21 protein-coding genes and 1 tRNA gene are annotated in these 25,978 nt (G+C 44.7%); 17 read left to right on the top strand and 5 right to left on the bottom strand.

Translation table 11 applies throughout. From position 1 onward, the window contains the following. The first annotated feature begins 168 nt into the window (after positions 1 to 168). The 11 genes from TQ33_RS10430 to TQ33_RS11705 all read left to right on the top strand — a co-directional run bounded on the left by TQ33_RS10430 (position 169) and on the right by TQ33_RS11705 (position 11,371). Positions 169 to 245: transfer RNA gene (locus TQ33_RS10430), tRNA-Met, on the top strand. 333 nt (positions 246 to 578) lie between these two features. Continuing rightward, entirely contained in the window at positions 579 to 1,031 is a 453-nt protein-coding gene (rimP, locus tag TQ33_RS10425) for a ribosome maturation factor RimP (RefSeq protein WP_046561984.1), read from the top strand. A gap of 65 nt (positions 1,032 to 1,096) precedes the next feature. Further along, positions 1,097 to 2,590, top strand: coding sequence for a transcription termination factor NusA (nusA, locus tag TQ33_RS10420; protein ID WP_046561983.1), 1,494 nt, complete (start codon positions 1,097 to 1,099; stop codon positions 2,588 to 2,590). Positions 2,591 to 2,627: 37 nt separating this feature from the next. Then, positions 2,628 to 5,273, top strand: coding sequence for a translation initiation factor IF-2 (gene infB / locus TQ33_RS10415; RefSeq protein WP_046561982.1), 2,646 nt, complete (start codon positions 2,628 to 2,630; stop codon positions 5,271 to 5,273). 34 nt (positions 5,274 to 5,307) lie between these two features. Beyond that, entirely contained in the window at positions 5,308 to 5,709 is a 402-nt protein-coding gene (gene rbfA / locus TQ33_RS10410) for a 30S ribosome-binding factor RbfA (RefSeq protein WP_046561981.1), read from the top strand. 27 nt (positions 5,710 to 5,736) lie between these two features. Continuing rightward, a complete protein-coding gene (truB, locus tag TQ33_RS10405; RefSeq protein ID WP_046561980.1) occupies positions 5,737 to 6,654 on the top strand; it encodes a tRNA pseudouridine(55) synthase TruB in 918 nt (305 codons plus the stop codon). Positions 6,655 to 6,661: 7 nt separating this feature from the next. Continuing rightward, the gene (locus TQ33_RS10400; protein ID WP_046561979.1) at positions 6,662 to 7,213 is read left to right on the top strand and encodes an alpha/beta hydrolase; all 552 of its coding nucleotides are present in this window, start codon (positions 6,662 to 6,664) and stop codon (positions 7,211 to 7,213) included. Between the two features lie 188 nt (positions 7,214 to 7,401). Beyond that, positions 7,402 to 7,671: a 30S ribosomal protein S15 gene (gene rpsO, locus TQ33_RS10395; protein ID WP_046561978.1), complete on the top strand. Its 270-nt coding sequence runs from the start codon at positions 7,402 to 7,404 to the stop codon at positions 7,669 to 7,671. Between the two features lie 109 nt (positions 7,672 to 7,780). Then, entirely contained in the window at positions 7,781 to 9,901 is a 2,121-nt protein-coding gene (gene pnp / locus TQ33_RS10390; protein ID WP_046561977.1) for a polyribonucleotide nucleotidyltransferase, read from the top strand. Positions 9,902 to 10,472: 571 nt separating this feature from the next. Next, complete coding sequence (locus TQ33_RS10385; protein ID WP_046561976.1) at positions 10,473 to 10,979, top strand: hypothetical protein; 507 nt, start codon at positions 10,473 to 10,475, stop codon at positions 10,977 to 10,979. Continuing rightward, positions 10,979 to 11,371, top strand: coding sequence for a hypothetical protein (locus tag TQ33_RS11705; RefSeq protein ID WP_052735284.1), 393 nt, complete (start codon positions 10,979 to 10,981; stop codon positions 11,369 to 11,371). Before TQ33_RS10385 ends, TQ33_RS11705 begins: the two co-directional genes overlap by 1 nt. Positions 11,372 to 11,390: 19 nt before the next feature. Here TQ33_RS11705 and TQ33_RS10375 read toward each other — a convergent pair whose 3' ends face one another. From TQ33_RS10375 to TQ33_RS10355, 5 genes are all read right to left on the bottom strand, one after another. After that, on the bottom strand, positions 11,391 to 12,476 hold the full coding sequence (locus TQ33_RS10375; RefSeq protein ID WP_046561975.1) for an endonuclease/exonuclease/phosphatase family protein: 1,086 nt from the start codon (positions 12,474 to 12,476) through the stop codon (positions 11,391 to 11,393). 156 nt (positions 12,477 to 12,632) lie between these two features. Then, a complete protein-coding gene (locus TQ33_RS12205; RefSeq protein WP_084617003.1) occupies positions 12,633 to 14,555 on the bottom strand; it encodes a M20/M25/M40 family metallo-hydrolase in 1,923 nt (640 codons plus the stop codon). A gap of 66 nt (positions 14,556 to 14,621) precedes the next feature. Next, a complete protein-coding gene (locus TQ33_RS10365) occupies positions 14,622 to 16,832 on the bottom strand; it encodes a M4 family metallopeptidase (protein ID WP_052735283.1) in 2,211 nt (736 codons plus the stop codon). 464 nt (positions 16,833 to 17,296) lie between these two features. Continuing rightward, positions 17,297 to 17,797 (bottom strand): hypothetical protein, encoded by a 501-nt coding sequence (locus tag TQ33_RS10360; RefSeq protein ID WP_046561974.1) that lies wholly within the window; start codon positions 17,795 to 17,797, stop codon positions 17,297 to 17,299. 197 nt (positions 17,798 to 17,994) lie between these two features. Next, positions 17,995 to 18,609: a YceI family protein gene (locus TQ33_RS10355; RefSeq protein WP_046561973.1), complete on the bottom strand. Its 615-nt coding sequence runs from the start codon at positions 18,607 to 18,609 to the stop codon at positions 17,995 to 17,997. Positions 18,610 to 18,887: 278 nt separating this feature from the next. Between TQ33_RS10355 and miaB the strand changes: the two genes are divergently transcribed. From miaB to TQ33_RS10325, 6 genes are all read left to right on the top strand, one after another. After that, on the top strand, positions 18,888 to 20,237 hold the full coding sequence (gene miaB, locus TQ33_RS10350) for a tRNA (N6-isopentenyl adenosine(37)-C2)-methylthiotransferase MiaB (RefSeq protein WP_084617000.1): 1,350 nt from the start codon (positions 18,888 to 18,890) through the stop codon (positions 20,235 to 20,237). A 25-nt stretch (positions 20,238 to 20,262) separates the two neighbouring features. Then, complete coding sequence (locus TQ33_RS10345) at positions 20,263 to 21,282, top strand: PhoH family protein (RefSeq protein WP_046561972.1); 1,020 nt, start codon at positions 20,263 to 20,265, stop codon at positions 21,280 to 21,282. Positions 21,283 to 21,306: 24 nt separating this feature from the next. Next, a complete protein-coding gene (ybeY, locus tag TQ33_RS10340) occupies positions 21,307 to 21,798 on the top strand; it encodes an rRNA maturation RNase YbeY (RefSeq protein WP_046561971.1) in 492 nt (163 codons plus the stop codon). A gap of 47 nt (positions 21,799 to 21,845) precedes the next feature. Then, entirely contained in the window at positions 21,846 to 22,697 is an 852-nt protein-coding gene (locus tag TQ33_RS10335) for an HlyC/CorC family transporter (RefSeq protein WP_046561970.1), read from the top strand. A 35-nt stretch (positions 22,698 to 22,732) separates the two neighbouring features. Further along, a complete protein-coding gene (gene lnt / locus TQ33_RS10330; protein ID WP_228640153.1) occupies positions 22,733 to 24,256 on the top strand; it encodes an apolipoprotein N-acyltransferase in 1,524 nt (507 codons plus the stop codon). Positions 24,257 to 24,599: 343 nt separating this feature from the next. Then, entirely contained in the window at positions 24,600 to 25,799 is a 1,200-nt protein-coding gene (locus tag TQ33_RS10325; RefSeq protein WP_046561969.1) for a prealbumin-like fold domain-containing protein, read from the top strand. Positions 25,800 to 25,978 lie beyond the last annotated feature (179 nt).

The following is a 25,978-nucleotide window of genomic DNA, read 5'->3' as shown; positions in this document are numbered from 1 at the left end:
GTGTCAGACCACTTGTCAAAGCAATTTAAGTGAGTATAATGCGTTCCACGTTGAGGTAGGGACTTCTAAAGACTTCTACCAAAACAAGGGCTAAATAGCCAAACTTATTAGTCGTACCAGAGTCTAATAAGTACTCTTGAGAAAGAGACTCTTGAAAAGAGACATGGATGCGGGGTGGAGCAGCCTGGTAGCTCGTCGGGCTCATAACCCGAAGGTCGTCAGTTCAAATCTGGCCCCCGCTACCAACTTTCTTTAAGAGACGCTTTAACGAGAATAAAGTGTCCTTTGGAAAGAACATCTCTTGAAAAGAGAAAGTCAGTGAATTGACTAATAATTGACTGATTTTATATTATGAATATAATAATAAGGCCCCTTTATAGGGGCTTTATTGTTTGTAGTAAAAGTTATTGAGCTACAAACGGCGTGGGTAAACGGGGTAAATACTGTTTAGTAACTCCAAGCCCATCATAAAACCTTGGTAAAAGGTTTGTCAGATAGATTAATGATGGGGCCGTATGGGCCTTTTTTTGTATTTGGCTTTTTTGAAAATAAAGTCAATAGAGTAAATAGAGAGCGTAATGAGTAAACAGTCACAGCTAGAACAAATAATTCGTCCAGCCGTAGAGGCCGCAGGCTTTGAGTTTTGGGGCTTAGAATATTTGTCGCAAGGTAAACATTCGATATTGCGAGTGTTTATTGAGCATGAAAATGGTATTAATGTGGACGATTGCGCTGAAGTGAGTCATCAGGTGAGTGGTGTGCTGGATGTCGAAGATCCGATTAACGGCTTCTACAATTTAGAAATATCATCGCCAGGTATGGATAGACCTTTATTTACCGAGCAGCATTTTGCGATGTATGTCGGAGAAGATGCTGAGTTACGTTTATCATTCCCGATAAATGGACGCCGTAAATTTAAAGGTACAATTGAAAGTGTAAACAATGGCAAAATCAGCTTGTTAGTCGATGGTGAAGTTCACGAAATCGATGTGCCACAGGTTGAAAAAGCCCAGTTGATCGCAAAGTATTAGTCTAGAAAGATTAGTCTCGAACGGATTAGTGGAAGTATTCACGAGTTTATTGAAGGTTAACACGTATGAGCAGTAAAGAAATTTTGTTAGTGGTTGAAGCCGTTTCCAATGAAAAGGACGTCAATCCTGAAGTGATTTTTGGGGCGCTGGAAGCTGCATTAGCGACGGCAACAAAGAAAAAACATGGTGTTGATATTGATGTGCGTGTTGATATCGACCGCGAAACTGGTGAGTATGATACTTTCCGTCGTTGGACCGTGGTAGAAGATGATGCCGTTGAAGATCCATTAACGGAGACGACATTATCAGCGGCGCAACATGAAGAGCCTGAGACAGAGTTAGGTGATTATGTTGAAGAGCAGATTGAGTCAATTGAGTTTGGCCGTATCGCTGCGCAAACTGCGAAACAAGTAATTGTACAGAAAGTACGTGAAGCTGAGCGAGCGAAAACGGTTGAAGCGTTTCGCGATCGTGTTGGCGAACTTATCACTGGTGTGGTTAAGAAAATTACGCGTGATTATATTTATTTAGATCTTGGCAGCAACGCTGAAGCTGTTATCCAGCGTGATGAAATGATGCCTCGTGAAACGGTTCGTGCCGGTGATCGTGTTCGTGGTTTGTTGTATAACATCAACGATGAAAACCGTGGCCCGCAGTTGTTTGTGAGCCGTACACGTCCAGAAATGTTGGAAGAATTATTCCGCATTGAAGTGCCAGAGATTGGTGAGCAAGTTATCGAAATTAAAGGTGCAGCACGTGACCCAGGTTCTCGCGCTAAAGTCGCGGTTAAAACCAACGACAAGCGAATTGACCCAGTTGGTGCGTGTGTTGGTATGCGCGGTGCTCGTGTACAAGCGGTTACTGGTGAACTCAATGGTGAACGTATTGATATCGTTCTATTCGATGATAACCCAGCCCAATTTGTCATCAACGCAATGGCTCCTGCAGAAGTAGCGTCTATTGTGGTTGATGAAGATTCTCGCAGCATGGATATTGCTGTCGATGAAGATCAGTTAGCGCAAGCAATTGGTCGAAATGGTCAAAACATTCGTTTAGCTAGTGAGCTTACTGGTTGGGAATTGAATGTGATGACTGAAGAAGAATTTGCGGTTAAAAATCAATCAGAAACTGAAAGCATCGTTAAGTTATTTACTGACGAGCTAGGCGTTGATGAAGATTTAGCAGATATTTTAGTGCAAGAAGGTTTCACCACACTTGAAGAAGTGGCTTACGTTCCACAGTCTGAGATGTTAGAAATTGAAGGCTTTGACGAGGATTTAATCGATGCGTTGAAAGCTCGTGCAAAAGATATCCTGTTAACTAAAGCGATTGCTTCAGAGGAACAGCTGGAGAAAAATGAGCCAGCAGAAGACTTGTTAAATATGGACGGTATGGACCGCCACTTAGCATATGTATTAGCAAGCCGTGGTGTTATCACTATGGAACACTTGGCGGAGCAATCAGTGGATGATTTAACCGATATTGAAGAATTAGATGATGAGCGTGCAGCTCAATTAATTATGACCGCGCGTGCCCCTTGGTTTGAAGATCAGGAATAAATCTGGGAGCAAGAATAACTTTAAGCGGGGAGACTAAATGTCAGATACTACAGTAAAACAATTTGCCGATACTCTAAACACTCCAGTGGAAAAACTACTGGAGCAGTTGAGTGCGGCTGGTTCTAAAATAAAAAGTGCAGACGAAACCATTACAGAAGAGCAAAAGAAGTCGTTGTTGGCCTATTTGCAAAAGTCGCATGGTGGCGATGAATCAACGGGTCCACGAAAAATCACGTTAAGCCGTACTAAAAAAAGTACCTTAAGTGTGACAAGCTCAGAAGGTAAAAAGAAATCTGTTCAGGTTGCGGTGAAGAAAAAACGCACCTATGTAAAACGTTCTAGCGAAGAAATTAAGCAGCTTGCTGAGGAAGAAGAAGCTAAGGCAAGAGAAGCAGAAGAAGCTAAGCGTCAGGCTGAAGAAGCTGAGCGTAAAGCGAAAGAAGAAGCTGAGAAAAAGGCGAAAGAAGAAGCCGAACGTAAAGAGAAAGAAGCTGCTGAAGCGAAACGTAAAGCTGAAGAAGAAGCTAAGCGTAAAGCTGAGGAAGCGAAAAGTGATAGTAAATCGGAGGCGCCTCAATCTAAAGGAAAAGAGTCTAAAGCTAAGGCTCCAAAGAAAGAGCAGGCGACTGATAAAGTTAAGAAGAAAATTGAAAAGCAGCTTGAAGAAAAGCAAGAGCCAGAAGAGAAAGTGGTTAAAGCTGATCCTGACAAGCCTGCTAAGCCTATGTCACTACGTGATTTTGAAGAAAAATCAAATCGTGGCAGAAAGAAGAAGAAGAAAGGCAAGAAAAAATCATCCGATGTGGATCTCGTAGCAGGTGCTTATGACGGTAAAAATAAGCGCGGCGTCACTCATAAGAAAAAAGTTTATCAGGCTCCTGACAATATGAAAAAACACGGTTTCAAAAAGCCAACGGACACTATCGTTCACGATGTGGAAATTCCTGAAGCGATTACCGTGGGTGATCTCGCTAAAGCAATGGCAGTGAAAGCGCCTGAGCTGATGAAAGCGATGATGAAAGTTGGTGTTATGGCGACTGTTAATCAATCAATCGATCAAGAAACAGCTAGTTTGATTGTTGAAGAAATGGGTCATAAGCCAGTACTAGTTAATGAAAACGCGATGGAAGAGGCAGCTCTTTCTGAAGCAATGACTGAAGATGGCGAAGGTAAACCTCGCGCTCCAGTAGTGACTATTATGGGTCACGTTGATCATGGTAAGACATCATTACTTGATTATATCCGTGCAAGCCATGTTGCGACTGGCGAAGCCGGTGGTATTACACAGCATATTGGTGCTTATCACGTTGAAACTGATCGTGGTATGGTAACGTTCCTCGATACACCGGGTCACGCGGCATTTACGTCAATGCGTGCTCGTGGTGCAGAAGTAACAGATATCGTGATTTTGATTGTTGCGGCTGATGATGGCGTTATGCCACAAACCGTTGAAGCGGTACAGCACGCAAAAGCAGCAGGCGTTCCAATGATCGTAGCGGTCAACAAAATTGATAAGCCAGAAGCTGATCCAGATCGTGTTAAGAACGAATTGTCACAACATGACGTTATCCCAGAAGATTGGGGTGGTGATGTTCAGTTTGTACATGTATCTGCCAAGTCAGGCGAAGGTATTGATGACCTCTTAGAGTCAATCTTGCTTCAGTCTGAAGTTCTTGAGTTAACAGCCGTTGACGAAGGTGCTGCGAAAGGTTTCGTCATTGAAGCCCGCTTGGACAAAGGTCGCGGTGCGATTGCTTCTGTATTGGTTCAAAAAGGTCAGCTTAACCAAGGTGATATCCTATTAGCGGGTACTCACTATGGTCGTGTTCGTGCTTTATTGGATGAAAATGGTCAGGCTATTGATACTGCGGGTCCATCGATTCCTGTCGAGGTGTTAGGCCTTTCTGGCGTACCGGTGGCAGGTGATGAAGCGACTGTGGTTGCTGACGAACGTACGGCACGAGATATTGCTGAACGTCGTGAAATGAAGCAGCGTGAAGAATTCCAAGCTCGCCAGCAAAAAGCGAAACTTGAAAACATGTTTGCTAACATGGGTAGCAGCGATGAGTTGCAACAGTTAAACGTTATCATCAAAGCTGACGTACAAGGCTCTGTAGAAGCGTTAAGCAAATCATTAACTGACTTCGCGACTGAAGAAGTTGAAGTTAAAGTGATTTCGAGTGGCGTGGGTGGTATCAAAGAAACAGACGTTTCACTAGCGGCTGCGTCAAATGCCATCATTATTGGTTTCAACGTTCGTGCAGATGCTACTGCTCGAAAAATCGCGGAACGCGATGCGGTTGAAATTCGCTATTACAGCGTGATTTATGAAGCGATTGAAGAAGTGAAAGCAGCCTTAAGTGGTATGTTATCACCTGAGTCGCGTCAAGAAATCATCGGCTTAGCAGAAGTTCGTGACGTCTTTAAGTCACCAAAACTTGGTGCTATCGCTGGTTGTATGGTGACAGAAGGTGTTGTTAAGCGTAATAATCCTATCCGCGTACTGCGTGACAATGTGGTTATTTATGAAGGTGAACTAGAATCACTTCGTCGTTTTAAGGATGATGTGCAGGAAGTTCGTAAAGATATGGAGTGTGGTATTGGCGTTAAGAACTACAATGATGTGAAGCCTGGTGATCAGATCGAGGTGTTCCAAATCGTTGAAGTAAAACGTAGCCTTTAAACCATAACTGTATCCATTAGTGGCGAGAGATTAAATGTCGCAAGCAAGAGCTAATCGAGTTGCCGACCAGATCCAGCGTGAGCTGGCTCTGGTCTTTCAACGCGAAATGAAAGATCCCCGTTTGGGTTTAGCGACCGTTTCGGCGGTTGAAGTTTCTAGCGATCTTCAGAATGCTAAAGTCTTTGTAACCTTTTTGGGCAAAGATGAGAAGGAAGAGATCGAAGAAGCTTTAGAAGTCGTGCGTGGAGCTGCAGGCTTTTTGCGTTCAAAACTAGCAAAAGAAATGCGTATGCGTAGTGTGCCTGCCTTACGGTTTTTCTTTGACAAGTCAATTCAAGAAGGCCAGCGGATGACGAGCCTGATTGAGAAAGCCCGGTCGGAAGATAAAAAAGCGGCTGGCAAGCAAGACACGTCTGATAAAGACGATCATTCCTAAGCTTTTCCTGTAGTTCCGGAGTAACCAATGGCAAGACGACGTAAGCGCGGTCGCGATATTACGGGTATTTTATTGTTAGATAAACCCACCGATATGACGTCAAACAAGGCTTTGCAGCAGGCAAAGTTTTTGTATTTCGCCCAGAAAGCTGGCCATACTGGGGCTTTGGATCCTATTGCTACGGGTGTTTTACCAATATGTTTTGGCGAAGGAACGAAATTTTCTCACTTTTTGCTTAATGCCGATAAAAAATATCGTGTGATAGCAAAAATGGGGCAGAAAACAACAACGGCTGATCGAGAAGGTGAGGTCGTTGAAGAAAAGCCGGTTAATGTCACCGAAGAAGAACTTGTAAAGGTAGTGCAACAATTCAAAGGTACTATCAGCCAAGTTCCTTCAATGTATTCGGCCTTAAAAAAAGATGGTGTGCCTCTTTATAAGCTGGCACGCCAAGGTATAGAAGTGGAGCGGGAAGCACGCGAAGTGACTATTCACTCCATTGATATAGTGCGCTTTGAAAGTGATGAGTTTGAGCTTGATGTTCACTGTTCCAAGGGAACTTATATCAGAAATTTGGTCGAAGATATGGGGGATGAGTTAGGTTGTGGCGCACATGTGCAGGAACTACGGCGTACCGCGGTTAGTCACTTGCAACTAGATGATTGTGTCAGCTTGGCTCAGTTAGAGACGATGAAGCAAGCCGATGAAAAGCTTGCCATGGACGAATTATTATTACCTCTTGAGAAGGCGTTGCATCATTTGCCCATTGTCGAGTTAGACAGTGATCAGGCGTATTACATACGTTTGGGCCAAGCCGTACAGCTTAGCGGTATGCCGCAAGAGGAAGAATTTATTCTAAAAGACCCAGAGGGTTTTTTAGGAATCGGTTGTATCGACGATGATGGCAAAGTAGCCCCTCGCCGATTGATAAAACAAACGAGCTAGAAATCGTATGAACCCAGTTGTGAAACCTTTAGTCATTTTCTCGCACGGCAAAGTGTCGGGTCCTAAGGGAAGCCGAATACAAGCATTGTCGAAAGTATGCGAAAGCAATGGATTCGATGTTGAGTCTTTAGATTACCGTCGCTTACCTACCAATGAGAGAGTGACGAAGTTGAATAATTACTTATTGAATTTGTCACGTCCCTATATTTTGGTAGGAACCAGCATGGGCGGCTATGTGTCGGCTGTTGCTGGGCTCAATAATGAGCCGATGGGACTTTTCTTGATTTCTCCAGCAGTCTATATGGACGGTTATGCCGAAGCCGAACTGGAAAAATTAGACTGCCCTGTGACCGTTGTTCACGGTTGGCAGGATGACATCGTTCCTGTTGAAAACGTGATTCGTTTTGCCAGTGCGGCAAAAGCCGATTTGCACATTTTTGATGGTGGCCACCGATTACGTGAAAAACTGGCAGAAACAGAGACCTGTTTTGAGCAATTTTTGCATAATTGTCGTGAGCAAAACCCACAACTTCGTCTACGTTCAGTTGCGAACCAATAGACAATATCAGTTTTTAGCAAAAAACCTCGTAAATAAAGGCCTAGCAAGAATCCCGAGTATGGAATTTTACTTGCTGTAAGGGTTTGAATTAGGGTACAATCGCGCATTCATTGAACTGGCTGAATTAGTGATTGGCTGGTTCGTACGTAAACACTGAGTGGACTCACTCAAAATTGGAGATACAAACTATGTCACTAAGTGCAGAAAAGAAAGCAGAAATCGTACAAGAACATGGTCGCGGTGAAGGCGATACAGGTTCTCCAGAAGTTCAGGTTGCATTGCTATCAGCGCAAATCAACCACTTGCAAGACCACTTCAAGGCACACAAGCATGACCACCACTCACGTCGCGGTTTGTTACGCATGGTAAGCCAGCGTCGTAAACTGCTTGACTACTTGAAGCGTAAAGATCATAGCCGTTACTCAGACTTAATTAAAAAGCTGGGTCTGCGTCGCTAAAAAAATTAAAGGGGCCTTTCAAGGCCCCTTTTTTGTTTGCTTTCAGACGATGTGGGTTCTGAGGGCAAGAGGGTAAATAAGCCCAAGTAACTAAAAATAGGAAAATATTGTGGATTATACAAAAAAATCTTTTCAATACGGTGGCCGCGAAGTCACTATCGAAACTGGTCGCGTAGCTCGTCAGGCATCTGGTGCAGTCATCGTCGACGTCGAAGGAACTACCGCATTTGTAACGGTGGTTGGTAAGAAGGAAGCGAAAGAAGGACAAGGTTTCTTCCCGCTAACAGTAAACTACCAAGAGAAAACATACGCTGCGGGTAAAATCCCAGGCGGCTTCTTGAAGCGTGAAGGTCGTCCGTCGGACGAAGAAACGTTAACGGCTCGTTTAATTGACCGTCCGTTACGTCCTCTTTTCCCAGAAGGCTTTTTGAACGAAGTTCAGGTTGTTATTACTATCGTTTCAATTAACCCAGAAGTTGATCCAGCAGTACCATCAATGATTGGTGCATCTGCGGCATTGGCAATTTCTGGTATTCCATTCGCTGGCCCGATTGGTGCGGCGCGCGTTGGTTATATTGATGGTGAATATGCATTAAACCCATCAACAACTGACATGGAAAACTCAAAGTTAGATTTAATGGTTGCTGGTACTGATAAAGCGGTACTGATGGTTGAGTCAGAAGCTGACGAGTTACCTGAAAACGTGATGCTTGGCGCTGTTATGTATGGTCACCAAGAGTTACAAGTCGCGATTCAGGCAATTAAAGAATTACAAGCCGAAGCGGGTAAGCCTGCTTGGGATTGGACTGCTCCAGAGAAAAATACTGCTTTATACGACGCCGTAAAAGAAAAAATGCACGGCGCAATTGTTGAGGCGTATCAAATCGCGGACAAAGCTGAGCGTTATGACAAAATTAACGAGTTATCTGCTGAGGCTGTAGAAGCATTAGCGGGCGACGAAGAAGGCCAGCCTTCTGCTGAAGAAGTTAAAGAAGTTTTCCACGATATCGAAAAAGAAGTGGTTCGTACTCGAATCGTTTCTGGTGAGCCACGTATTGATGGCCGTGAACCTGATATGGTTCGCGCATTGGATATCCGCACGGGTGTTCTTCCACGTACTCACGGTTCTGCGATTTTTACTCGTGGTGAAACTCAGGCCCTAGTTGTTGCAACTTTAGGTACTGAGCGTGATGCACAGATTAAAGACAGCATTATGGGTGACGCTAAAGATCACTTCATGATGCACTATAACTTCCCTCCATACTGTGTGGGCGAAACTGGTTTCATGGGTTCTCCAAAACGTCGCGAAATCGGTCATGGCCGTTTAGCGAAGCGTGGTGTTCTTGCTATGGTTCCAACCATCGCTGAATTCCCATACACATTGCGTGTAGTATCTGAAATCACGGAATCAAACGGTTCTAGCTCAATGGCGTCTGTCTGTGGTACTTCATTAGCGTTAATGGACGCTGGTGTACCAATGAAAGCACCTGTTGCTGGTATCGCGATGGGCTTGGTCAAAGAAGGCGACAACTTTGTTGTTCTTTCTGACATCTTAGGTGACGAAGACCACCTTGGTGATATGGACTTTAAAGTTGCGGGTACCTCTAATGGTATTACAGCACTTCAAATGGACATCAAGATTGACGGTATTACTCAAGAAATCATGGAAAAAGCACTTCACCAAGCACAAGGTGGCCGCTTACATATCTTGAACGTCATGAACGAAGCGATTGATAAGCCTCGTGAAGATATTTCTGAGCATGCTCCACGTATCACTGCGATCAAGATCCCAGTAGACAAAATCTCTGAAGTTATTGGTAAAGGTGGTTCAACTATCCGTGCCCTAACTGAAGAAACTGGTGCTACGATTGAAATCGAAGATGACGGTACGGTTAAAGTCGCTTCAAGCGACTCTGAAGGTGCCGCAGAAGCAGTTCGCCGTATCGAAATGATTACTATGGAAATCACCGCTGGAATGGAATTTGAAGGCAAAGTCGTTCGTTTAGCAGACTTCGGTGCATTCGTTCAAATTACTCCAGGAAAAGATGGTCTAGTACATATTTCACAAATCGCTCATGAGCGCGTGAATAAAGTAACTGACTACTTGAAAGAAGGTGATATTGTTAAAGTTAAAGTACTAGAGGTCGATCGCCAAGGTCGTATCCGTCTTAGTATGAAAGCTTTGATTGACCCACCAGCGCAAGAAGAAGCGCCAGCTGGTCAAGAGTAATCATTTACTCGTTCTATAAAAAAGGGAGCTTAGGCTCCCTTTTTTGTTGTCACCTCGTTTAGAACTATGTTTGTGGATAAAAGCTTAGTTTGATAGAGAGTGTTGTCGCTACTCAGCGAGTTACTTTTTCTTGCGTGGACAAGAAAAAGTAACCAAAAGAAGTCCACCCCTATATTTAGGTCATTCAAATGAATGACTACCTTCAAGAACTTCAAGTCACTATACGCACCGTTAAATACAGCACTTCCATGTGCTGAATTTAACTATTCAAATCCTCCATGATTTGAATTGCTATGACTTTAAGTTCACTCAGCTAAATATAAAGGGAAAGTGGCGCTATAAGTTTGTGCTCTCGGTTACCCCTTAGAGCTTGCTGAGTATCGCAGTAATAATTGGAAATAAAGCATTTGAATGTTTGAGCGTAGCGAGTTGTCAAATGCGCCAATTATTACGAGAAACGGAAGGAAGCCGAAGGCCAAGCGACCGGGGTGTCGTTTCTTTTGGTTCGTTTTCTTTGGACAAGCAAAGAAAATGAACATATAACATAACAATATGAGAAAAAGGAGAGCACATGAAATACCTAATAACAACCGTATTACTGCTAACCAGCTTTATAGCGAATTCTGCTGAACAAAAACAACCACCTTGTTCCAGCGAGGAATATCGTCAGTTTGATTTTTGGATGGGTGAATGGGAAGTATTTAATCCAAAAGGGAAGAAGGTCGGTGAGAATAAAATTGAGAAAATTCTAGGCGGTTGTAGTCTGCAAGAAAACTGGCGTGGGGCGAGTGGCAATATAGGCCATAGCTATAATATTTATGATCGGACTAAGAAGCAGTGGCACCAAACCTGGGTCGATAATACTGGAACTTTACTGGAATTGAATGGCGGTAAGGAAGGTGATTCTATGGTCATGTCTGGAGTGACGAAAGGCAAAGGTGGCGACGTCATGAATACCATCAGTTGGACACCTAATGGTGATACTGTCAGGCAAGTATGGTCAGTATCAACGGATAATGGGGAAAGCTGGAAAGTTATATTTGACGGTTTATATAAGAAGAAAGCGGGAGAGTCGTAATGGGTAAACAAATATTAGCGGTGATTGTGGGGGTGCTAGTTGGTGGCTTAATCATTTACGGTATCGAGTCCATTAATATGGTTCGTTATCCGTGGCCAGAAAATTTGAGTATGGAAGATAAAAGTGCTTTTGCAGAGTACGTTTCGTCGTTGCCGGTTGATGCGTTTATTACGGTAATTATTGCGCATCTTGTGGGTTCTTTTATTGCGGGCTTTGTGTGCAGCAAAATAACGCCTTCTAGAAAGCTACTGCTCGGAACGGTTTGTGGGATCTTCTTTTTGGCTGGGGGCATCATGAACCTAGTCATGATCCCACATCCACTATGGTTTATGGTTGTCGACCTTCTGGTCTTTGTGCCATTTGCTTGGCTGGGGGCTAAGTTAGCAAAATAGGCTGTAGGGCTTTACAGACTCAAGTAGGGTTGTGAACATTATGGCTGGAAGCATTTTGCTCAGCCATTATAGATTCAGCCAGTTGGTCATCGCCATCTTCTTTATCAACTCCAGACTGAGCCGGTGCTTTGTTCGGCTCTAAACTCAGCTGTGTATAGAGTGCGAAATGGTCTGAGCCATAAGATGGCAACCGCGTGATCTTATCAAGCGTAAAGTGTTCGCTGTGGAAAAGGTGGTCAAGCGGCCAGCGCATGAGCCAGTACTTGGCATGAAAGGTATTAAACATGCCACGGCCAATTCTAGGATCGAGTAATCCGCTTATTTTTCGGAATAATCGAGTGGTTCTTGACCAAGCGACATCATTCATATCGCCAGTAACAATAATTGGCTGACTTTTGTCACACGTTTCTTCGATATTTTTTGCCACCATAACCAGCTCCGCATCTCGTTCAGCGGATTCTTCGTTTTCTGTAGGGCTAGGCGGTGCTGGATGGAGAAAGTGAAGACGAACTTTATCGCTGCTATCTAAGACGGCTTGAGCGTGAATCGAGGGAATATTCTCTTCCACCAGATACTGTACTTCAGCATTCTCAAGAGTGAGCTTAGAGTAGACATGCATGCCGTAAAGGTTTTCCAGAGGGCATTTCACCGTATGGGGGTAGATATCTTCCAATTTATCGAGGTGAGACTGCCACCAGTCATTCGTTTCAAGAGTAACGATAATATCAGGGTCATACTGTCTAATGATATCAATTAACTTTCGTGCATTGCGGTTGGTCATTAAGACATTGGCAGTCACAATGCTTATCGTGGAACGTTGCTGTGAGCTTGATGATTTAACTTCTGGTTTAGTGAGTTTTGTGTAAGGAAAGATCCACCAGGCTTGATAAGTAAAGCAAGCAACTGTCGTTAACAATAATATCCAGCTGGAAAAATTAGAGAGATCGAGTAATAGAATTTCGGTGAGTAAAAGTATCATGCAGGCTATGGCCAGCTGCAGTCGAGGAAAATCAAAAGCACGAACCCACCACTTAGCATTGCGAGACAGCGGTATTAGGGTGCATAGCACGATAACGGCAACGCAAATGCTGAATGTTATGACCATAGTGTGGACGGTTCCTGTTATTAAGACATTCTTATATAGGGTATGCTAAAACATTTGGCGTTAGATTTCTGTAAAAGTTATCAAAGTTTCATATTAAAGAAAAAAAGCGCACATCCGTGTACGCAACTACTGTGGAAGAACGAAAGTCTTGCCCTATTATTGTGGTGTAGCTTGAACGCTAAGCGTTATACCTGAAGCTGCGTTATAGCCTCGTAATCCGATGTGCCATGTGCCTGACTGCGGTGCATTGATGGTACAAGTTTCTTCATTGCCCCATTTGTATGGACGACAGTCGTAGCTGGATGTTGTCGGCTGAGAGCCGTGACGAACATACAAGTCAGCATCGCCAGAGCCACCGGTGATAGTCACGGTCAATGAGCTATAATCACCATTCAATTCTTGGCTGTAACGAGCCCATGCACCTTGAGCCACTGAAACATTGCTATAGGTTTCATCGATAGGCGGTGTGCCTGGGTCCGGTTCAGGGGCAGTCTCGTCGTCGTAACTACCGACGAGTGCTAAACCTGAGAAGCTCGAGTAAGCTTTTATGCGCACGTAGTAAGTACCTTCACCATTGCCTGAGCAGCTTTCGTTGTTACCATTTTTGTACGGACGGCAGTCGTAGGTCGAATCGGTAGGAGCCGCACCTTTGCGTACGTATAAGTCCGCGTCACCAGTACCGCCGCTGATATCAAAGCTGATATTGCTGGCGCCAGCTGGAACTTCCATGGTGTACATAATGTCGTTGCCTTGAGAGGCGGATAGACCTGTTTCAGCAACGCCGTTCTCTAATACGTTGTCGCCTGGAGGATCTGGATCGGGGTTTGAGCCAGTACCACCTTTCGCTAATTCAGCCAGATAAGTCACTGATAACTTGGCAAAGTTGACAGAGTGACTGGCATCAAAGTGATCATCTCGTGAGGTGTGGATATCGCCATTGTGTTGCCCCATGTAGGCTTCGAATGGCATTGAGGCTGGGTAGCCTTTATTGTGCCATGAAGCATGATCAGAACAGCCGTAACCACACTGGTCGTAAGCATAATCGATACTTGGCAGGTAAGTATCAATGAGATCTGCCAGGAACTGATTTTGATCTGAATTGGTGTAGTCAGTCATGAACACAATATCTTTGTTACTTCCTTTGTATCCAGACATATCAAATTGCACCACACCGATAACGTTAGCGTTATTACTTTTGTGTTGGTTAGCAATCTCGTTTGAGCCGCGCAGTCCAACTTCTTCGGCAGCATAACCCATCAGTTTGATCGTACGTTCGGGTTTAAAACCAGTCTCTACAATGGCGCGTAATGACTCGGTAGCGATAGCGATACCGGAAGCATTGTCATCTGCGCCGGGAGCGCGTCCTGAGGTATTAGAACTGTTGATGGAGTCTAAATGACCGCCAACGATGACAATATCATCTGGGTCGCTTGTGCCGGTAATGGTTGCGATAACCGATGGTTGATTCCAGTTACTGTGATTGTATAACTGAACGTCAATGTCACTTCGTCCATTGGCTATTGATTGCCATTCATTTTTAATCCAATTGGCCGCATCAACCCCAGTGCTACTGGTGTAATAGCGGTTGTTGTAGTTGCTTAAAGTGTTAACCGTTGTGGTCAAATTACTGCTAGAAATTTGTCCTAGCAAAGCATTAACAGCATCAGGGTTATCGATGGTGTAGTTGACTGCTGCAAAGGCTTGAGTTTGATTTATGCTGTGAGCATACTCTTGAGCTTCCTGTTGCGAACTGTGATAGAAAAAACCACCACAACGTTTGTGCTCATCGTGCATCATTTTGCTGAGTTCGATAATTTTTGACTCAGGAATCTGCGCAATAGCTATCTGGTTATTCTGCTTTTGCTCGATAATCCCTGACAGTTTGATTGGAATGGTAGACTGATATTTGGATTGGATCGTTTCTAAGGCATCGCCGCCAAGTGTGATCCATACGTTTTGTTCACTGGTTGATTGTTCGGTTACTGGCGCTGATGGTTTGTCAGCGGTTGCACTTTGTGCGAAGACAAGTGATCCAGCAACCACTCCTGAGATCAGGAGACCGGTTGATAGATATTTCATAATGCGTACCTACAAATTAGGAATTTAGGAAAGGAGGGACGATGGCCCCTCCTTTGGTTGGCAAGATTATTGAGGAGTTGCTGAGATGTTTAAGGTAACACCTGAAGCTGCGTTATAGCCTCGTAATCCGATGTGCCATGTGCCTGACTGCGGTGCATTGATGGTACAAGTTTCTTCATTGCCCCACTTGTATGGACGGCAGTCATAGCTGGATGTTGTCGGCTGAGAGCCGTGACGAACATACAAGTCAGCATCGCCTGAGCCACCTGAGATAGTCACGGTCAATGAGCTATAATCACCATTCAAGTCTTGGCTGTAACGCGCCCATGCACCTTGAGCCACTGAAACATTGCTATAGGTTTCATCGATAGGCGGTGTGCCTGGGTCAGCTCCGTCGTCATAACTACCGACGAGTGTTAAGCCAGAGAAGCTTGAATAAGCTTTTACGCGCACGTAGTAAGTACCTTCACCATTGCCTGAGCAGCTTTCGTTGTTACCATTTTTGTACGGACGGCAGTCGTAGGTCGAATCGGTAGGAGCCGCACCTTTGCGTACGTATAAGTCCGCGTCACCAGTACCGCCGCTGATATCAAAGCTGATATTGCTGGCGCCAGCTGGAACTTCCATGGTGTACATAATGTCGTTGCCTTGAGAGGCGGATAGACCTGTTTCAGCAACGCCGTTCTCTAATACGTTGTCGCCTGGAGGATCCGTCGGATCACCGCCACAGTCACGGCCTGGACTAACGTTACTGCTAATACCAACAGCTTGTAGCGTCGCATTGACATCATCAACGCTATAACCTAAGTCACACGCAGAATCCAATACGCCGTCACCAGCATCATCCCAATTCGTTCTTGCGGTCCAATAGTTTTGGTTGGCGCGAGTGTACACTTCAAAGGCTTTTTTCGTGTCCCAACCAGCTGTTGTGGCTAGCAAGTAAAAAGCTTTATTGTAAACACCTGAACTGTGGTGAACATCCATGCCTGAGTAGTAATCGCTTTGGTGGCCGATTGAATTACCGTCTTGAGTAGGGTCATCCATATAACGCAAAGCACCATTGCTTTTGAAGATTTGCTCACCGACTAAGAAGTCATTGGTACCGTTCATGTAAAATTCAGCCGCTTCACCAGACATGTCAGAGTAAGACTCGTTTAGGCCACCTGATTTACCGCTGTAAACCAAACCTGAGTTTTGCTCGGTGAAACCGTGGCTTACTTCGTGGGCCATAACATCTAAAGAGACTAAAGGATAGAAACGGTTAGCACCATCACCAAAAGTCATTTGCTGGCCATCCCAGAAAGCGTTTTCGTAGTTGTTGCCATAGTGAACGCGTACGCGTAGCTTCTGCGTTAATGGCGCTGTGTTGAACCAATCGCCAAACATGTTGAATACAACACCGCCGAAGAAGTGGCCGTCGTTTAATGGCGAGTAAGCACCATTAATTTCTTTGACCGTGTTCTCTGGGCACGTAAAGCTATGGATGCTGCCGCCACTTTGCGAGTGGTTCATGTTGATAGTATCAACATTGCTATTGCTCATGGTACAAGTACTACCAGATTGAGCCACGTTCATTGGATCAAAGTCTGTACCATAGACATAATGGCCAGTTTTTTGGTTGCCGCCAGGGCCAGTACCATCGGCAGTTTGTAGATTTTCGTAAGAATGTAAAACCTCACCTGTATTCGCATCGACAAACATTTGTGGGCGAGATGGTTTTTCACCATGTGACACGTAGCTTACCGAGTAAACGAGTTTCGCGACGCCATCGTTATTTTGCCAAATAACAAGATCTGAGTGTTCGTTTTCGAAGTGAGTCGGCACACGGCTGGTTTTACCTTGTGCGTTAAGTTGCTGCGTATTTTTAGCGATAGAAAGTGCTTCCGCTGAGGTGATGCTTGGCTTAACGCTTGGAACATCTTGCTCGATATCGCTTAAAACCGCACCATGCGCAAAGCTGAAAGCTCCGGTAGAGGTGCGAGTGATGATAACATCGTCGCCGACTACTGGAATGCCTTTGTAGAACTGTTGGTAACGCTTGGTGACATTACCGTTGTTGCTGTAGCTCTTACGAACTTGTAGTGAGTCGTTGCTACCGTTTAAGCCAGCAATTTGCTTAGCATTCATAGAAACTGAGCCGGGTAAGGCTTGTTGCTCAGCTATCAGGTTATTCACGGTAGGATTATCGCGTAGCGACTGTCTCTCGGCAGCATGACCAACGGCGGTCAGCATGCACAGCGATACAGCGCTTAGCATGAACTTTGAACGAGTGTTCATAAACTTCTCCTTCTCATTGTGAGATAGACATATCTCTTATCAATTTTAGTGCTGAAGTCTTTCCTCATGCCCCCTTAGTATTGTCTACATTAAGGCCTATCAGACAGTGAGGAAAGTACCCCCTTCAGCTTGTTGTGTTTTAGATTTAATCTAAATATTTCCTCAACACGTCAAGTAACCTATCAGCGAAATTCTGACTGTTCAATTATTAAACTGTATCGAATTGTATTGTTATGTAGCTTTGTGACAGAGACGAGTAGGGGATTGTGAGTCAATGCCTGATTGGGTGTGAAGTGACGCAGTGGTAAAGCATTAACGCATCATTTATCTCAGAAATGACTTAAAAACGACGCAATAAAAAGAGGCACCGAAGTGCCCAATTTAGAGGAGAGTTTGCAGTAAAGTGTGACATCCTTGTCTTGGAGTCGTCCTATGCTCTGGGGGATACTTTGTAAGCTCCGTTGCTACTTTTGAGCGATAGCGCTGTGGTTGAGTTGTTCGCTGAACCCCATGTCGCTAGTCTGGTGAAAGCCTACGAGGAGGTTTGAGTTAAGTTCATAGCGCACTTTATAAGTCACGCTTTCTCCACTATCTAACGCTAGTTGTTGCGGATCCGATAGCTGGTCAGCGTTTGTGTCGGTACTAACCTGATAGTTAATCAAAGCGCCAGGGTTTGGTAATGGTATGTGGTAGTAGCCATTCACTGCCGTATCGCTAGTATTGGTGAAGGTTTGGGATAGGGTTAACACGGTTAAACCGTCGTATCGCTCTTCTTTAATGCTGCTGGCGCTAGGTTGGATCGGCTGAACATTGCGCTCACTGTCGATAGTATTAACCACTCCAAAGAGCTTTATGTTCTCCAGTGGCTCAGTAGGTTGATCAGCTTTTAGGTTGACGCTCAACCCTAGAGCCATGATTGATAGTACTGCTACCGTTGCTTGCTTGAACTTATTGGTTGTATTCATTTTTTACTCCTATAGAGGCTTCGTTTTAGTGTGAAGCCATCTCGTTGTTAGATGGTGTTATTTAACCGAACCTTTGTGGAGTTAATCTGTGAATAAAATGATGGAAAATTAACCGAATCGGGCAGAAAAATGGCGACCCAGAAAGTCGCCATGGTGTGTTTGAACCTTAAGTTACGGAAAAATAAGTGGCGATAACCTTATTGCTTCTTCATAGTAAAGGAGAAGGTGACAGGGACTTCGTCGCTGATGCTGTTAAGGCCAGCAATGTCTTGTAGTTTATCAACACCTGCCTTGAGACCAAGATTTTCTGCTGAAAGAACGATAGGTTTAGCTGTTTCTACTTTGATGGTTTCTGCGTTAATTCGCGTGAGAGTGACTTCAGCTTCGATAGCCGTTGTATTTCCAGCCAAATCGAGCTCAGCATTCATGGTTTTCGTTTTGCTTTTAGCTGGAAGATCTTTTGAGGTGATTTTCCCAGTGATAGTGGCTTTTGGTGTTTTGTCGGTCATGAACAAATGCTTTTGCATACGTTCGTCACGAATCTCGATCCCAGTATCAACGCTAGTCAGATCGATGCTTAAACTAAAATTGCCTTCCGCGCCCACTGCTGCATCAAAGTTTCTGAACTGATGCTTTTCAGTAATATCACCGTTTTTGGTGCTGCTAAAGTGAAGTTCAGATTGTTTCGCGTCGAGACTCCATTGACCAACATGCTCTTTGCCTTTTTCGCTATTACAGGCTGAAAGTGCTAATAGCGCACTTAGGGATAAGACTTTAATTAAAGTGTTGTTGAAAAGAATACCTTGGGACATCTTTTGCTCCTTTGATTTCAATGGCTCCGAGTGTATCAAATCTTAGCTCAAAAAAAATCCAGTGTTTTGGAGAGAATGAAAACTAATGTGAAATCTATCGTAGTAAGACGAGTTCACGTTAGGCTTTTAAAGAGAGTAAAAACAAACCTTTTCTGCTTAAAAAATAGCCAATCAATGCTGGCTTAGAGTGGGGCGCTGATGGTATAATTCGCGCCCTTTTTTGAACAAATCAGCTAATTTTAGCTAAATTGCGAAGCGTCAGGAGCAAGTAAGGTCACATGAGCAAGAAACTATTTATCAAAACCTGGGGTTGTCAGATGAATGAGTATGATTCGTCGCGTATGTCGGATCTCTTAAATAAGACCCATGGTTTAGAAGCGGCGGCGTCGGCGGAAGAGGCTGATGTGGTGTTGCTGAACACTTGCTCGATCCGTGAAAAAGCTCAGGAGAAAGTGTTTTCTCAGCTGGGCCAATGGAAAAACCTGAAAAAGGATAATCCTGGCTTAATCATTGGTGTGGGCGGCTGTGTGGCTTCGCAAGAAGGTGAGGCGATTCGTCAGCGAGCGCCTTATGTAGATGTGATTTTTGGCCCGCAAACCTTACACCGTTTGCCTGAAATGATTAAAGAGGCGAGTGGCGATGGCACCACTAAAAAAGCGGTCGTGGATGTCACCTTCCCTGAAATCGAGAAATTCGATCGCTTGCCTGAGCCGCGTGCCGAAGGCCCGACGGCGTTTGTATCCATTATGGAAGGCTGTTCAAAGTATTGTTCTTTCTGCGTGGTGCCCTATACCCGTGGTGAGGAAGTGAGTCGCCCGTTTGACGATGTTTTAGCCGAGTGTGCACAATTGGCTGAACAGGGCGTTCGTGAGATTAATTTGCTGGGTCAGAACGTGAATGCGTACCGCGGACCCACTCACGAAGGTGATATTGCAGATTTAGCTGAGCTGATTACTTATGTGGCGGCGATTGATGGTATTGACCGAATTCGTTTTACCACGTCGCATCCTGTTGAGTTCTCTGACCGTTTGATTGAGGTGTATGAGCATGTACCTGAGCTGGTGAGCCATTTGCATTTACCAGTACAAAGTGGTTCTGATCGTGTTTTAGCGCTTATGAAGCGTGGCCACACAGCATTAGAGTACAAATCAAAAATTCGACGTTTACGCAAGATTCGTCCAAACATGTCGATGTCTTCTGACTTTATTATTGGCTTCCCTGGCGAAAGTGAAGCTGATTTTGAAGATACGATGAAGTTGATTGGCGAAATTGGTTATGACCATTCCTTCAGCTTTATTTACAGCGCGCGCCCAGGTACGCCTGCGTCGGATATTGTTGATGACACGCCGATGGAAGTGAAGAAGCAACGTTTATCAATTTTGCAACAACGTATTAATCAGCAAGCTTTCTCGATTAGCCGTAATATGGTCGGTGGTAAAGAGAAAGTTTTAGTCGAAGGCCCATCAAAGAAAGACCCGATGGAACTCCGTGGCCGTACGGAAAACAATCGCATTGTTAACTTTATGGGTCCACACAGTTTAATCGGTAAGTTCGCTGAAGTGACGATTACCGACGCATTCCCAAATTCATTACGCGGTGAGTTCGAGCCGGACGGCTTGGTTCACTAAGTTATTCATTATCATAGGATAATTCTTGTCTCAAATATCAAACGAAACTTTTGAATTATTGCCCGCCGATAACAATCGATTATCGGCTTTATGTGGCTATTTAGATGAACATTTAAAGCATATTGAACGTCGCTTGGGCATCGAGGTTAATGTTCGCGGCAATTCGGTAAGCCTGATCGGTGAAGGCGTTAATATTGCAGCGGCGCGCCAAGTCGTCGAAGGCTTATACGCCGATACCGCCAAAAAGAAGATGCTGGACAGCGCTGACATTCACTTAGCTATTCAGGAAATTTCGACTGAGCTAGAAGCGGCTAAACCGAAAGGACATGTTGATGACAACGTGACCCTAGTGACGAAGCGCGGATTAATTAAGCCAAGAAGCCCTAATCAGAAGCAATATCTTCAGAATATTATTCACCACGACATCAGTTTTGGTGTCGGCCCAGCCGGAACCGGTAAAACCTATCTGGCGGTAGCGAATGCGGTGGATGCGTGGGAAAAACAGCAGGTTCGCCGTATTTTGTTAACTCGTCCGGCAGTTGAAGCGGGTGAGCGTTTAGGATTTTTACCCGGTGATCTGGCGCAGAAAGTTGATCCTTATTTACGTCCTTTGTACGACGCTCTGTATGAGATGTTCGGTTTTGAGAAAGTGGCGAAGCTGATGGAACGCAACGTGATTGAAGTTGCACCGTTAGCGTACATGCGTGGTCGAACCTTGAATGATGCCTTTATTATTCTGGATGAAAGTCAGAATACTACCGTGGAGCAAATGAAAATGTTCCTAACCCGTATCGGCTTTAGTTCGAAAGCGGTGGTGACGGGTGATATTACGCAGGTCGATTTACCGCGTGGGCAAAAGTCCGGACTACGTCATGTGATTGATGTTTTAAAAGATGTGGACGGTATTAGCTTTACCTTCTTCCAATCAAAAGATGTGGTGCGCCATCCAGTGGTGCAACGTATTGTACAAGCGTATGAAGATGCTGATGTGGCCGAAGCAAAACGCTCTGCGGATACGGCCAGCGATGCAGCGAAAAAGCTGTAAGCCCTGGCCTGATAATTTCGATTAATGAGTATCATTGACCTAGAGCTACAAGTTGCCGATAACGCTGAAAACTTACCACAAGAAAAACAATTCTTAGCGTGGGCGCAGCTTGCCGTGAGCAAAGTGATGGCCAGTGGTGCCCAGCCCGCGTCGCTGACCATTCGCATTGTTTCCAGCGAAGAAAGCCAGGAATTAAACCACCAATATCGCGGCAAAGCCCGCCCGACCAATGTATTGTCATTCCCTTTTGAAATCCCTCAAGGTTTACCACAAGACTTGTTGCCCGAGGAGCATATCCTTGGCGATTTAGCGGTGTGCGCGGATGTGGTGGCGAATGAAGCGAGGGAGCAGCAAAAAGATTTGCATGATCACTGGGCGCACATGGTGGTACATGGATGCTTGCATTTGTTAGGCTACGATCATATAAAAGATGAAGAGGCTGAAGTGATGGAATCACTGGAAGCTGAAATTTTAGCAGAACTTGGTATAGGCAACCCCTATGTCATTGAAGATTAACGATTTTTAATTGTGTATTTGGTAACTAGAGGACAAGATAAAGCGCCATGAGCGATGACAAACCTCCGTCGAGGAGCTTTCTTCAACGAATTTTCGATATTTTCCATTCTGAACCCCAAGATCGCCAGCAGTTGGTAGAAGTGCTGCGAGTCGCAAAAGACGATAAATTAATTAAAACCGACTCCTTGGCGATGATGGAAGGGGTTTTGCAGGTCGCCGAAATGCAGGTGCGCGACATTATGATCCCACGCTCACAAATGAACGTGATTCATGAAAACGCCACCTTGCAGGAAATTCTGCCGATTGTTAGCGAAACGCGTCACTCACGCTACCCTGTGGTGGGTGAAAACCGAGACGATATCGAAGGTATCATGTTGGCGAAGGAATTGTTGAGCTACTCTTTCGATGAGAATGGCCCGCAAAAATTTGATATTAAAGATGTTTTGCGCCCTGCTTATATTATCCCTGAAAGCAAACGACTGGATATTTTATTGACTGAGTTTCGTTCTAAACGTAACCATATGGCGATTGTGGTTGACGAGTATGGTTGTGTATCTGGTTTAGTGACGATCGAAGACGTGCTTGAACAAATCGTCGGCGATATTGAAGACGAGTTTGATATTGATGAAGAAGAAAGCAACATCAAGCTGCACTCGAATGGCGAGTACATTATTAAAGCGCAAACCGATATTGAAGACTTCAATGAGCGCCTAGGGTCAGATTTCCCGGATCAGGAATTTGATACCATTGGTGGTTTGTTGGTCAATAAGTTCGGCCACATGCCTGAGCGAGAAGAAACGATTAAGATGGGGGACTTTAAGTTCACCGTGTTGAACGCCGATCAACGTCGAGTTCACTTATTAAGAGTGAAGCCATTAGTGCAGGAACAAACCAACTAGCTCGTTATAAACAATAATAGAATCATAGAGAGTCAATGATGACAGAAAAATTTGCCAGCCCTAACGGCTGGCTGGCATTTTTTATTGCCCTAATTGCTGGAGCCGTTTATCCCTTAGCTTTTGCGCCATTAAATTGGTGGCCATTAGCGTTAGCTTCTATCGCCATATTCTGGTGGTTGATTACCGATAAAACGCCGAAGAAAGCTTTCCGGCTGGGTTGGGGCTATGGTTTCGGTGTTTTTATTGCCGGTGTGTCATGGGTTTATGTTTCGATTAACACCTTCGGAAATGCCTCGCCACCGCTTGCCGTTACCCTTACCATTGTTTTTGCCATGATTTTAGCCCTGTTTTACAGTGTACTTGGCTGGATCATGCAGCGTTACTTTAGTAAGTACTCGCTTATCTCAAGAGTTATATTGTTCAGTGTTATCTGGGTTGGGCTGGATATAGCACGTGGCTCAGGATTTGTTAGTTTCCCATGGCTATACGCAGGTTACAGTCAAACCGAAGCACTGATGCAGGGGCTGGCAGGTTTCTTAGGCGTGCATGGCGTTACGCTGTTTGTGGTGGTCTTGGCTTGCCTGCTGGCAGAAGTCGTGACTACCAAAGGCTACGGGCAACAACGCCGTTTTCTATTGCCTATCTTAGTGGTGCTGGTGATTCCTTTCATGGCGACTTTACACATGTTCTCCAAAGAGGCGAGCAAAGAGCAAACCCTGATTTTGGCTTTAGTGCAGCCGAACGTTGACCAGCATATCAAGTGGGATCGTCGCTACTTTAACGACATTATGTATGGTTTATTCGAGCAGACCGAGCCCTACTGGGGCGCAGATCTGGTGGTATGGCCGGAAGGGGGGATTCCATCCTTTGAAAACAATGTCCCAGGACTCATGTCCGAGCTAGAAGAAAAAGCGAAGGAGAGTGGTACAGATTTCATTACCGGTATCCCAATGCGCGAGCCTGATAATCGTGAAGTCTATTACTCAGGCGTAAAATTGCTTGGTGAAAACAGCCAGTCGTATCATAAGCAGCAGCTAGTGCCTTTCGGAGAATATCTACCGTTTACAGAATTGTTAAGAGGCGCTATCGACTTTTTTGATTTACCCATGTCGAGCTTTACGCCAGGTGATTCAGATCAGGAACCATTGCGTACCGAGAAGGCCGCGTTAGTCCCCGCAATTTGCTACGAAATCGCCTTCTCAGGTTTGATTCAAAGCCTCGGAAAGCAGTCGCAAGATCAATTTACCGCGATTCTAACCATCAGCAACGACACTTGGTTCGGCGACAGCTGGGGCCCGCTACAACACTTCCAGATCGCTCAAATGCGCGCCATCGAAACCGGTTTACCTGTGATTCGCGGTACTAATAACGGCTTAACTGCAGTCATCGCCTCAAACGGCCGTGTGATGGAACAAATCCCACGCTTCGAGCGTGAAGTTCTCGCCGGCGCTTTTGTTCTCGACAATAAACCCACTTGGTTCTTACAGTATGGGTATTGGACTTTTTTAGTTTTGGTGGTTGTTTTACTGGGAGTGGCGTTTGGCTTGAGGAAAAAGTAGTTATCGTAGGCTGGATTAGTCATCAAGCGTGGCTCGACACAAGCTTTTCTATCCCAGTGTTTAAGTTTGAACAAAGGATTAAAAACTAAACAATCAATGCAAAGTTCAGGATCTCTCTTCATATAGCAAACAATGCGTATACGCATACAATATTTTACATTTATATTAGAATAAAATAATGTGGTTATAAAACAAAGAGTTACGATGCGTGCTTAATGCGAGGATGCATTGATTCCTTGTGTCAATAGGGGATTCCCCTATTCCGTTAGCCTAAAAGTTGATCAATAATCGCACCAGAAAAACAAAGTGTGAACTCTGTCACGCTTCGAGTAAGGGATTTGATATGCGATATTTAGTATTTGTTTATCTATTGGGACTAACGTTATTTACTATTGTGCCTACTGCGAGCGCTGACTTTGCTTGTCACGCTGATAGTGGTGGTGTGAATGATTTAAGCGGTAGTGCGCAGGCTGACCTGACGCAGATGTGTTATGACTTTGATCCTTTACCCAGCTCTTATTTGGTGTCGGTGAGCTTTGATAAAGTCAATTTCTCAGGTAACAATACTGGCGATGGCTGTATGCTTTTTGATACAGATGATGATCCTTCCGGTTTCATTGATTACGCCATTTGTTTTCAGGTTGGGGGACAGCCTGCAACTATATTGCCTACAACGCCGTTCGCTTATATGTGTACCAGTCCCGACTCGGAGGAGCGTTGTGGTGGTGCAACGTTATTTGCGCTAACGGGTACAACTTGTAGTTCAGAGATTTCCGATGACGATCCTTTCCCGGGCGGAGAAGCTCACCCTCAAGATACTAAGGTTACATGTGATGTGTCTACGTTAGACGTGCCTGCAGGTGGAGTGCAGGTAAATGCTTGTTCTTATCCGTCCGCATCCCCGACTTCAGATCCTAAAGATTGTCTGCGTGACTCTGATAAAGGGCAGCTCATATTAAGAAAAGATGCTGGAACGGATACAGCCACGACTTTTACTTTTAATAGCAACAGCCCCGGAACGTCGCGCAATGATATTATTACAGGTAGCGGTCAACTGTACCTACAGCTCGACCCAGGCTCTTATACTATTGACGAGCTCACCCCGGACAACTGGGCTGTGACGGATATTCAATGTGTTGATCGTAATAACGTTTCAGTTGGAACGGTTAACTTAGCTGATGGTTCTGTTTCATCATTGAACATCACTAAAACAGAGCGATTAATATGTGACTTTGTTAACCGTCAGGAAGCTGATATCTCAGTAACTAAGACCGATGCTAATACAGGGTATTCCCCGAAAGGAACCAGTGTTTATGCGGTTACTGTGTCAAATGACGGGAACTCTAATCTTTCAGGGGTCAGTTTTGAAGATACTGTTCCTAACGGCCTTACAATAACGAATGTTTCATGTAGTGCTGGGGTGACGTGTAACTTATCGCAAAGCGGGAATACGGTAAGTGGCCTATTAGATATTCCTAAAAATAGTAGTGTGACCGTTTCTATCGAAGTTGAATTCTCGCTCACCCCTCAGGATTATCAGTAGTTCTTACCGATATACTCTAGTTTGTTGGAGTCTAATTGGTATGGTATTAAATTAAAAGATGGCTGAATCTATACAGCCTACTGCAACACTCCATAAACCCTAACAATTAACCTTGTTGCTCTCCCCCCTGTCAGGTAACATTAACAGCTTGTCGTTTGAGGCTGTGCGGGGCTTTTGGC

It is taken from the genome of Kangiella geojedonensis (assembly GCF_000981765.1).
Taxonomy (GTDB): Bacteria; Pseudomonadota; Gammaproteobacteria; order Enterobacterales; family Kangiellaceae; genus Kangiella; species Kangiella geojedonensis.
Note: the sequence above shows the minus strand (reverse complement) of the source record. Positions and strands in the feature narration are given on the sequence as shown.

Excerpts from the sequence above, each read along its gene's own strand:
- rimP (WP_046561984.1), top strand. The coding sequence starts at position 579 with ATGAGTAAACAGTCACAGCTAGAACAAATAATTCGTCCAGCCGTAGAG.
- nusA (WP_046561983.1), top strand. The coding sequence starts at position 1,097 with ATGAGCAGTAAAGAAATTTTGTTAGTGGTTGAAGCCGTTTCCAATGAA.
- infB (WP_046561982.1), top strand. The coding sequence starts at position 2,628 with ATGTCAGATACTACAGTAAAACAATTTGCCGATACTCTAAACACTCCA.
- rbfA (WP_046561981.1), top strand. The coding sequence starts at position 5,308 with ATGTCGCAAGCAAGAGCTAATCGAGTTGCCGACCAGATCCAGCGTGAG.
- truB (WP_046561980.1), top strand. The coding sequence starts at position 5,737 with ATGGCAAGACGACGTAAGCGCGGTCGCGATATTACGGGTATTTTATTG.
- TQ33_RS10400 (WP_046561979.1), top strand. The coding sequence starts at position 6,662 with ATGAACCCAGTTGTGAAACCTTTAGTCATTTTCTCGCACGGCAAAGTG.
- rpsO (WP_046561978.1), top strand. The coding sequence starts at position 7,402 with ATGTCACTAAGTGCAGAAAAGAAAGCAGAAATCGTACAAGAACATGGT.
- TQ33_RS10385 (WP_046561976.1), top strand. The coding sequence starts at position 10,473 with ATGAAATACCTAATAACAACCGTATTACTGCTAACCAGCTTTATAGCG.
- TQ33_RS11705 (WP_052735284.1), top strand. The coding sequence starts at position 10,979 with ATGGGTAAACAAATATTAGCGGTGATTGTGGGGGTGCTAGTTGGTGGC.
- TQ33_RS10375 (WP_046561975.1), bottom strand. The coding sequence starts at position 12,476 with ATGGTCATAACATTCAGCATTTGCGTTGCCGTTATCGTGCTATGCACC.
- TQ33_RS12205 (WP_084617003.1), bottom strand. The coding sequence starts at position 14,555 with ATGAAATATCTATCAACCGGTCTCCTGATCTCAGGAGTGGTTGCTGGA.
- TQ33_RS10365 (WP_052735283.1), bottom strand. The coding sequence starts at position 16,832 with ATGAACACTCGTTCAAAGTTCATGCTAAGCGCTGTATCGCTGTGCATG.
- TQ33_RS10360 (WP_046561974.1), bottom strand. The coding sequence starts at position 17,797 with ATGAATACAACCAATAAGTTCAAGCAAGCAACGGTAGCAGTACTATCA.
- TQ33_RS10355 (WP_046561973.1), bottom strand. The coding sequence starts at position 18,609 with ATGTCCCAAGGTATTCTTTTCAACAACACTTTAATTAAAGTCTTATCC.
- miaB (WP_084617000.1), top strand. The coding sequence starts at position 18,888 with ATGAGCAAGAAACTATTTATCAAAACCTGGGGTTGTCAGATGAATGAG.
- ybeY (WP_046561971.1), top strand. The coding sequence starts at position 21,307 with ATGAGTATCATTGACCTAGAGCTACAAGTTGCCGATAACGCTGAAAAC.
- TQ33_RS10335 (WP_046561970.1), top strand. The coding sequence starts at position 21,846 with ATGAGCGATGACAAACCTCCGTCGAGGAGCTTTCTTCAACGAATTTTC.
- lnt (WP_228640153.1), top strand. The coding sequence starts at position 22,733 with ATGATGACAGAAAAATTTGCCAGCCCTAACGGCTGGCTGGCATTTTTT.
- TQ33_RS10325 (WP_046561969.1), top strand. The coding sequence starts at position 24,600 with ATGCGATATTTAGTATTTGTTTATCTATTGGGACTAACGTTATTTACT.